The following is an 8,065-nucleotide window of genomic DNA, read 5'->3' as shown; positions in this document are numbered from 1 at the left end:
ACATGGTGCCGTCCGCGGTCGTGGTCCTGGACGCGCTCCCGCTGACCCCGCACGGCAAACTCGACCGCAAGGCCCTCCCCGACCCCGAGTACGCCACGGAGGCCTACGCCGACGCGGGCGCGAGCCTCGTGGTGCGGGCGCCGCAGGACCCGCGCGTGGAGATCCTCTGCGGGTTGTACGCGGACGTCCTCGGTGTCCCCGAGGTCGGTGTCGACGACGACTTCTTCGAGCTGGGCGGGCACTCCCTGCTCGCCATCCGGCTGGTCAGCCGGGTGCGCAGCGCGCTCGGCTTTGAACTGACGATCCGTCAGGCGTTCGAGGCGCGGTCGGTGTCCAGGATGCTGCGGCTGCTCGACGGGGCGGGCCGGGCCCGGCAGGGCGTCGGGGCGGTGGCCCGGCCGGACCGTGTGCCGGTGTCGTACGCCCAGCAGCGGCTGTGGTTCCTTCACCGGCTGGAGGGGCCGAGTCCGACCTACAACATGCCCGTCTCGCTGCGGCTGAGCGGCCACCTCGACCAGCAAGCGCTGCGCGCGGCCCTGGCGGATGTGGTGGTGCGGCACGAGTCCCTGCGGACGGTGTTCGGCGAGGACGCCGAAGGCCCGTACCAGAAGGTGCTCCCGGTCGAGGAAGCCGTACCGGCCCTGGACGTCGTACCGACCGACGAGGCCGGACTGCCCGCCGCACTGGAGAAGGCCGCCCGCTACGGCTTCGACCTCTGCGCGGAGCCGCCGTTCAAGGCGACGCTGTTCCGCGTCGGTGAGCAGGAGCACGTGCTGCTGGTGCTGGTGCACCACATCAGCGCTGACGGCTGGTCCATGCCGCTGCTCGCCCGCGACCTCACCACCGCGTACGCGGCGCGCCGCGCCGGAGCGGCACCGGGCGGGCAGCCGCTGCCCGCGCAGTATGCGGACTACACGCTGTGGCAGCGCGAGGTGCTGGGCGCCGAGGAGGACGCGGACAGCGCAGCCGCCCGGCAGGTCGACTACTGGCGCATCCAACTCGATGACCTGCCGGAGGAGTTGGCGCTCCCGGTCGACCGGCAGCGGCCGGCCGTCTCCTCCCACGAGGGCGGCCGGATGCCGTTCGAGATCCCAGGGGACGTGTACGACAAGGTCGTGGCCGTGGCACGTGCCCAGCAGGCGAGCCCGTTCATGGTGGTGCAGGCCGCCCTCGCCGCTCTGCTGACGCGGCTGGGCGCGGGCACCGACATCCCGCTCGGCACGCCGACCGCGGGCCGCACCGACAGTGCGCTCGAAGACCTGGTCGGCTTCTTTGTCAACACGCTGGTGCTGCGCACCGACACCTCGGGCGACCCCACGTTCGCGGAGCTCGTCGGCCGGGTGCGCAGCACGGCGCTCGCCGCCTACGCGCACCAGGACGTGCCGTTCGAGCGGCTGGTGGAGGTCCTCAATCCACGGCGTTCGATGGCCCGCCACCCCCTGTTCCAGACCATGCTCACCTGGAACGCGGCCGACCAGCACCAGACCTTCGACGCGTCCGCGCACCTCGACGGGCTGACGGTCACGCCGCTGCCCGTGGGCACCGGCATCGCCAAGTTCGACCTGCTGTTCGCCTTCGTCGAGCGGCCTGCCGAGCACGGCGGTGCGGGCGGGGGACTCCAGGGCGTGCTGGAGTACAGCGCCGACCTCTACGACCGCGACAGCGCCGGAACGCTCGCCGAGCGGTTCGTGCGGCTGCTGCGCGCGCTGGTCGACACGCCCGAGGACGGCATCGGGCGGGCCGAGCCGCTCACGCCCGAGGAGCGGGCACGTGTCCTGACCGCGTGGAACGACACGTCCGCTCCGGTGCCCGCCGCCTCCCCGGCGGAGCTGTTCGAGGCGCAGGCGGCCCGGACCCCGCACGCGCCGGCGGTGATCGACGGCGATCGCACCCTCGACTACGCCGAGCTGAACGCACGGGCCAACCGGCTCGCCCGGCTGCTGGCGGGCCAGGGCATCGGCGCCGAGCGGTTCGTGGGTGTGCGGCTGCCGCGCTCCGCCGACCTGCTGGTCGTGCTGCTGGCGGTCCTGAAGACGGGCGCGGCGTACCTGCCGCTGGACCCGCAGCATCCGGCCGACCGCATCGCCGCCCTGGTCGAGGACGCCGCGCCGGCCCTCGTCGTCGACGAGGCATGGCTCGCCGCGTCCGACACCTCGGCCCACGGCGCGTGGAACCTGACGGACGGCGAGCGCGTCGCGCCGCCCGCCCCCGAGCACCCGGCGTACGTCATCTACACCTCCGGGTCCACCGGCCGCCCCAAGGGCGTGGTCATGCCGGCCGGGGCGGTCGTCAACCTGCTGGCCTGGCACGAGCGTGCGGTGCCGCCCGCCGAGGGCGGGGTGACCGCGCAGTTCACCGCGGTCGGCTTCGACGTGTCGGTCCAGGAGATGCTCTCCGCGCTGCTGTCCGGCAACGCGCTGGCGACCTGCCCCGACGAGGTGCGCCACAGCCCCGATCGGCTGGCCGGGTGGCTGCGGCGGCACCGGGTCCGGGAGCTGTACGCCCCCAACCTGGTCGTCGACGCGCTCGCCGAGGCGGCACGCCGACAGGACCTGGCCCTGCCGGATCTCGCCCACGTGGCCCAGGCCGGCGAGGCCCTCACCCTCGGCGGCGCCGTACGAGCCCTGTTCGCGCGGCAACCCGGCAGGCGTCTGCACAACCACTACGGTCCTACGGAGACGCACGTCGTCACCGCCTGGACCCTGCCCGACGACATCGGCGGATGGCCCGAGCAGGCTCCCATCGGGCGGCCGGTCTCCAACGTCCGCGCCTATGTGCTGGACGCCGGCCTGCGGCCGGTGCCCGCCGGGGTGGCGGGCGAGCTGTACATCGCCGGAGCGGGTCTGGCCCGCGGCTACCTGAACCGTCCCGGGATGACCGCGGAGCGGTTCGTGGCCTGCCCGTTCGGGGCGCCGGGCGAGCGTATGTACCGCACCGGCGACCGCGTCCGCTGGAATCGCGAGGGCCTGCTGGAGTACCTGGGCCGCGCCGACGACCAGGTCAAGCTGCGCGGCTTCCGCATCGAGCCGGGAGAGGTCGAGGCCGTGGTCTCGGCCCACGCCCCGGTGGCCCGATGCGCCGTCCTCGTGCGCGAGGACCGGCCGGGTGACAGGCGCCTGGTCGCCTACGTCGTACCGGCCGGCGCGCTCGACACGGCGGCCCTGCGGGCGTACGTCGCGACCGTGCTGCCGGACTACATGGTGCCGTCCGCGTTCGTCGAACTGGACGCGCTGCCGCTCACCCCGAACGGCAAGCTGGACCGCCGGGCCCTGCCCGCCCCCCGGTACGCCTCCACCGGGCGCGGACCGCGTTCCCCGCGCGAGGAGATCCTGTGCGGCCTGTTCGCCGAGGTGCTCGGCGTCGAGAGGGTCGGCATCGACGACGGCTTCTTCGACCTGGGCGGCCATTCGCTGCTGGCCACCCGGCTGGTCAACCGCGTCCGCGGCACCCTGGGTGTGGAACTGCCCGTGCGCAGGCTCTTCGAGGCGCCCACGGTCGCCGGGCTCGCCGCTGCCCTCGACGAAGCCGGTCACGGTGCCCGCCCCGGCGTCGGCCGGGCGGCGTCCCGTCCGGAGCGGGTGCCGCTGTCGTACGCCCAGCGCAGGCTGTGGTTCCTGGACCGCTTCGAGGGACCCGCCGCCACCTACAACATCCCCACCGCGCTGCGGCTCGCCGGCGACCTCGACCGCGGTGCGCTGGAGGCCGCGCTGGCCGACGTCGTGGCACGGCACGAGGCGCTGCGCACCGTCTTCGGCGAGGACGCGGAGGGCCCCTACCAGCGGGTGCTGCCCGTGCACCTGGCCCGGTCCGGACTGGAGGTGGCGCACGCCGACGCCGCCGGGCTGGACGCCGAGCTGCGCACCGCGGCCCGGCGCACCTTCGACCTGGAGCGGGACATCCCCTTCCGGGCACAGCTCTTCGAGCTCGCGGAGCAGGACCACGTACTTCTGCTGACGGTGCATCACATCGCCGGTGACGGATGGTCGATGGGCCCGCTGGCGCGCGACCTGACGGCCGCCTACGCGGCCCGTCGCACGGGTGGCGCTCCGGACTGGCGGGAACTGCCGGTGCAGTACGCCGACTTCACGTTGTGGCAGCGCGAGGTGCTGGGCTCCGAGGACGACCCCGACAGCCCGCTGGCCGGCCAGGTGGACTTCTGGCGGGAGGCGCTTGCCGGGCTCCCCGAGGAGCTGGACCTGCCCAAGGACCGCCCCCGGCCCGCCACCGCGTCCTACCGGGGCGACTTCGTGGAGTTCGAGGTGCCCGCCCGGGCGCACGAGCGGCTGCTGGCGCTGGCGCGGGAGAGCGGCGCGAGCGTGTTCATGGTGGTGCAGGCCGCGCTGGCGACGCTGCTGTCGCGGCTGGGCGCGGGCACGGACATCCCCATCGGCACGCCGGTCGCAGGCCGCACCGACGAGGCGGTGGAGGACCTGGTCGGCTTCTTCGTCAACACGCTGGTGCTGCGCACCGACCTGTCCGGCGAGCCGACCTTCCGCGAACTGCTCGGGCGCGTCAGGGAGTTCGACCTGGCGGCGTACGCCCACCAGGACGTGCCCTTCGAGCGACTGGTCGAGGTCCTCAACCCCGAGCGCTCGACGGCCCGCCACCCGCTCTTCCAGACCATGCTCAGCTGGAACGACGGCACCCTCCAGGATGTCGGCACGGCCGGACAGCCGCTGCCCGGCCTCACCGTGAGCGGACACACCGTCGGCACGGGCGTCGCCAAGTTCGACCTCTCGTTCGCCCTGGAGGAGCGCACCGGCGACGGCGGCGGACTGCACGGGGCGCTCGGGTTCAGCACCGACCTCCACGACCGCGCCTCCGCCGCGCGGATCGCGGAGCGGTTCGTCCGCGTCCTGGAAGCCGTCCTGGCCGACCCGGGCCTCCCGGTCAGCCGAGTCGACGTCCTGGCGGCAGCCGAGCGCACCACCGTGCTCGACCGGTGGAACGACACGGCACGCCCCGCGCCGGACACCGCCCTGCCCCAGCTGTTCGCGGCACGCGCCGCCCGCAACCCCGAGGCCACCGCCGTCGTCTGCGGCGACGAGAAGCTGTCGTACGCGCAGCTCGACGCGCGCGCCAACCGGCTCGCACGGCTGCTCGTACGCTCCGGTGCCGGTCCCGAGCAGCGTGTCGCCGTCCGGCTGCCGCGCTCGGCCGACCTGGTGGCCGTCCTCCTCGCCGTGCTGAAGTCCGGCGCCGCCTACGTGCCGCTCGACCCCGACTTCCCGGACGAGCGCATCGCCTACATGATCGACGACGCGCGTCCCGTGCTCGTCGTCGACGAGGACTGGCTGGCCGCCGCCGATCTGGAAGGCCTCGACGGCCTGGACGCCGGTGACCTGGCGCCCGTCCCGCTCACGACCGCCGCGTACGTGATCTACACCTCGGGTTCGACGGGGCGGCCCAAGGGCGTCGTCGTCGGACACGCCGCACTCGCCAACTTGCTCCGGAGCCTGGGGGAGCGGTGCGCCCTGACACCGGGCGAGCGGCTGCTCGCGGTGACGACCGTCGGCTTCGACATCGCCGCGCTCGAACTGTACGTACCCCTGCTGGCCGGAGCCACCGTGGTGCTCGCCGACCGGGACACGGTGCGTGACCCGCGGGCCCTGGCCGAGCTGATCGACGGCGCCGGGATCTCGGTCGTGCAGGCGACGCCCAGCCTGTGGCAGGCGATCGCGGACGAGCACGCCGGCGCGCTCTCCGGCCTCCGGGTGCTCGTCGGCGGCGAAGCGCTGCCCGCCGGCCTCGCCTCGACGCTCACCCGGCACGCGGTCTCGGTGACCAACGTCTACGGCCCGACGGAGACGACGATCTGGTCCACCGCCGCCGCCGTGGACGCCGACAGCGCACGCCGGGGTTCCATCGGACGGCCCATCGGCAACACCCGGGCGTACGTCCTCGACGCCGCCCTGTGCCCGGTGCCCGCCGGCGTGAGCGGAGAGCTGTACATCGCGGGCGCGGGTCTGGCCCGCGGCTACCTGGACCGTCCCGGTCTGACGGCGGAGCGGTTCGTCGCCGACCCGTACGGCGGTCCGGGTGAGCGCATGTACCGCACCGGTGACCTGGCGCGCTGGTCCGCCGACGGCGAACTGGAGTACCTCGGCCGCACCGACCAGCAGGTCAAGGTGCGCGGCCACCGCATCGAACCCGGCGAGATCGAGGCCGTCCTGCTCGCCGACGCGTCCGTGACGCGTGCCGCGGTCCTGGTCCGGGAGGCCACACCGGGCGAGAGGCGGCTGGTCGCCTACGTGACCGGTAGCGCCGACCCGGCGGCGCTGCGCCGGCACGCGGCCCGCCGGCTGCCGGAGTACATGGTGCCGTCGGCGTTCGTCACGCTGGACACGCTGCCGCTGACCCCGAACGGCAAGCTCGACCGCAAGGCCCTGCCCGACCCGGACAGCACGGCGCGGCCCGCCGGCCGGGCGCCGCGCTCACCGCGCGAGGAGATCCTGTGCGGGCTGTTCGCCGAGGTGCTCGGCGTGCCCGAGGTGAGCATCGACGACGGCTTCTTCGACCTGGGCGGCCACTCCCTGCTCGCCACCCGGCTGGCCGGACGCATCCGATCCACCCTCGACGTGGAACTGTCCGTGCGGCAGTTGTTCGAGCACCCCACGGTGGCACGGCTCGCCGCCGTCCTGGACACGGCCTCCGGCCGCGCCCGCCGACCGCTGACCAGGACCGAGCGGCCGGCCCGGATCCCGCTCTCACCCGCCCAGCAGCGGCTGTGGTTCCTCAACCGGCTGGAAGGCCCCGGCCCCACCTACAACATGCCGACCGCGCTCCGCCTGGACGGCCCCCTGGACCGGACCGCGCTGACTGCTGCGCTGCACGACGTCGTGGCCCGCCACGAGTCTCTGCGCACCCTTTTCGCCGAGGACGACCAGGGCGCCCACCAGCTCGTGCTGCCGGCCGAGGCGGCCCACCCGGAGCTGCACACCGCCCGCACCACCGAGGACGGCCTCACCGACGCCCTGACCGCGGGCGCCCGCTACGCCTTCGACCTCGCCGCCGAACTCCCGCTGCGCACCCTGCTGTTCGAGCTGGACCCCGAGCAGCACGTGCTGCTGGTGCTGGTCCACCACATCGCGGGCGACGCGTGGTCGATGGGCCCGCTGGCGCGCGACCTGACCACCGCCTACGCGGCCCGCCGCGCAGGCACCGCTCCGCAGTGGCGGGAACTGCCGGTGCAGTACGCCGACTTCACGCTGTGGCAGCGCGAGGTACTGGGCTACGAGGACGACCCGGACAGCGCCATCTCCCGTGAGATCGCCTTCTGGCGGCAGGCGCTGGCCGAGCTGCCGGAAGAGCTGGCCCTCCCCGCCGACCGGCCACGCCGCGCCGTCGCGTCGCAGCGAGGCGGCCGGGTCGCCTTCCACGTCCCGCACGAGGTGCACGAGCGGCTGGTGGCGCTGGCGCGGGAGAGCGGCGCGAGCATGTTCATGGTGGTGCAGGCCGCTCTGGCGACGCTGCTGTCGCGGCTGGGCGCCGGGACCGACATCCCGCTGGGTACTCCTGTCGCCGGCCGCACCGACGAGGCGGTGGAGGACCTGGTCGGCTTCTTCGTCAACACGCTCGTGCTGCGCACGGACCTGTCCGGCGACCCGACCTTCCGGGAACTCGTCGGCCGCGTGAAGGAGTTCGACCTGGCGGCGTACGCCCATCAGGAGGTGCCCTTCGAGCGACTGGTCGAGGTCCTCAATCCCGAGCGCTCGATGGCCCGCCACCCGCTCTTCCAGACCATGCTCACCTGGAACAACACCGACCAGCACATCGCGGCCGACGCGGTGCGCAGTCTGTCCGGCGTCACCGTGCGGCAGCAGCCCCTGCCGCTCGGAGCGGCCAAGTTCGACCTGCTCTTCCGCATGGTGGAACAACACGCCCCGGACGCACAGCCCGACGGCATCGCGGGCGTCCTGGAATTCAGCACCGATCTCTTCGACGTGGTGACGGCTGAGCGGTTGGTCGAGCGGTTGGTGCGGGTGTTGGGTGTGGTGGCTGCTGATCCGGGGGTTCGGGTCGGTGGTGTGGAGGTGCTTTCGGATGTCGAGCGTGGGTTGGTGTT

At 73.8% G+C, this 8,065-nt stretch carries 1 protein-coding gene; it reads left to right on the top strand.

Annotated features, from left to right (window positions below; translation table 11 throughout):
• The coding region (locus AB0G56_RS41790) for an amino acid adenylation domain-containing protein (RefSeq protein ID WP_360981482.1) at positions 1-8,065 on the top strand (8,065 nt) is incomplete at both ends.

Origin of the sequence: Streptomyces sp. NPDC021356, assembly GCF_040641015.1 — a bacterium.
Classification (GTDB): Bacteria; Actinomycetota; Actinomycetes; order Streptomycetales; family Streptomycetaceae; genus Streptomyces.
Note: the sequence above shows the minus strand (reverse complement) of the source record. Positions and strands in the feature narration are given on the sequence as shown.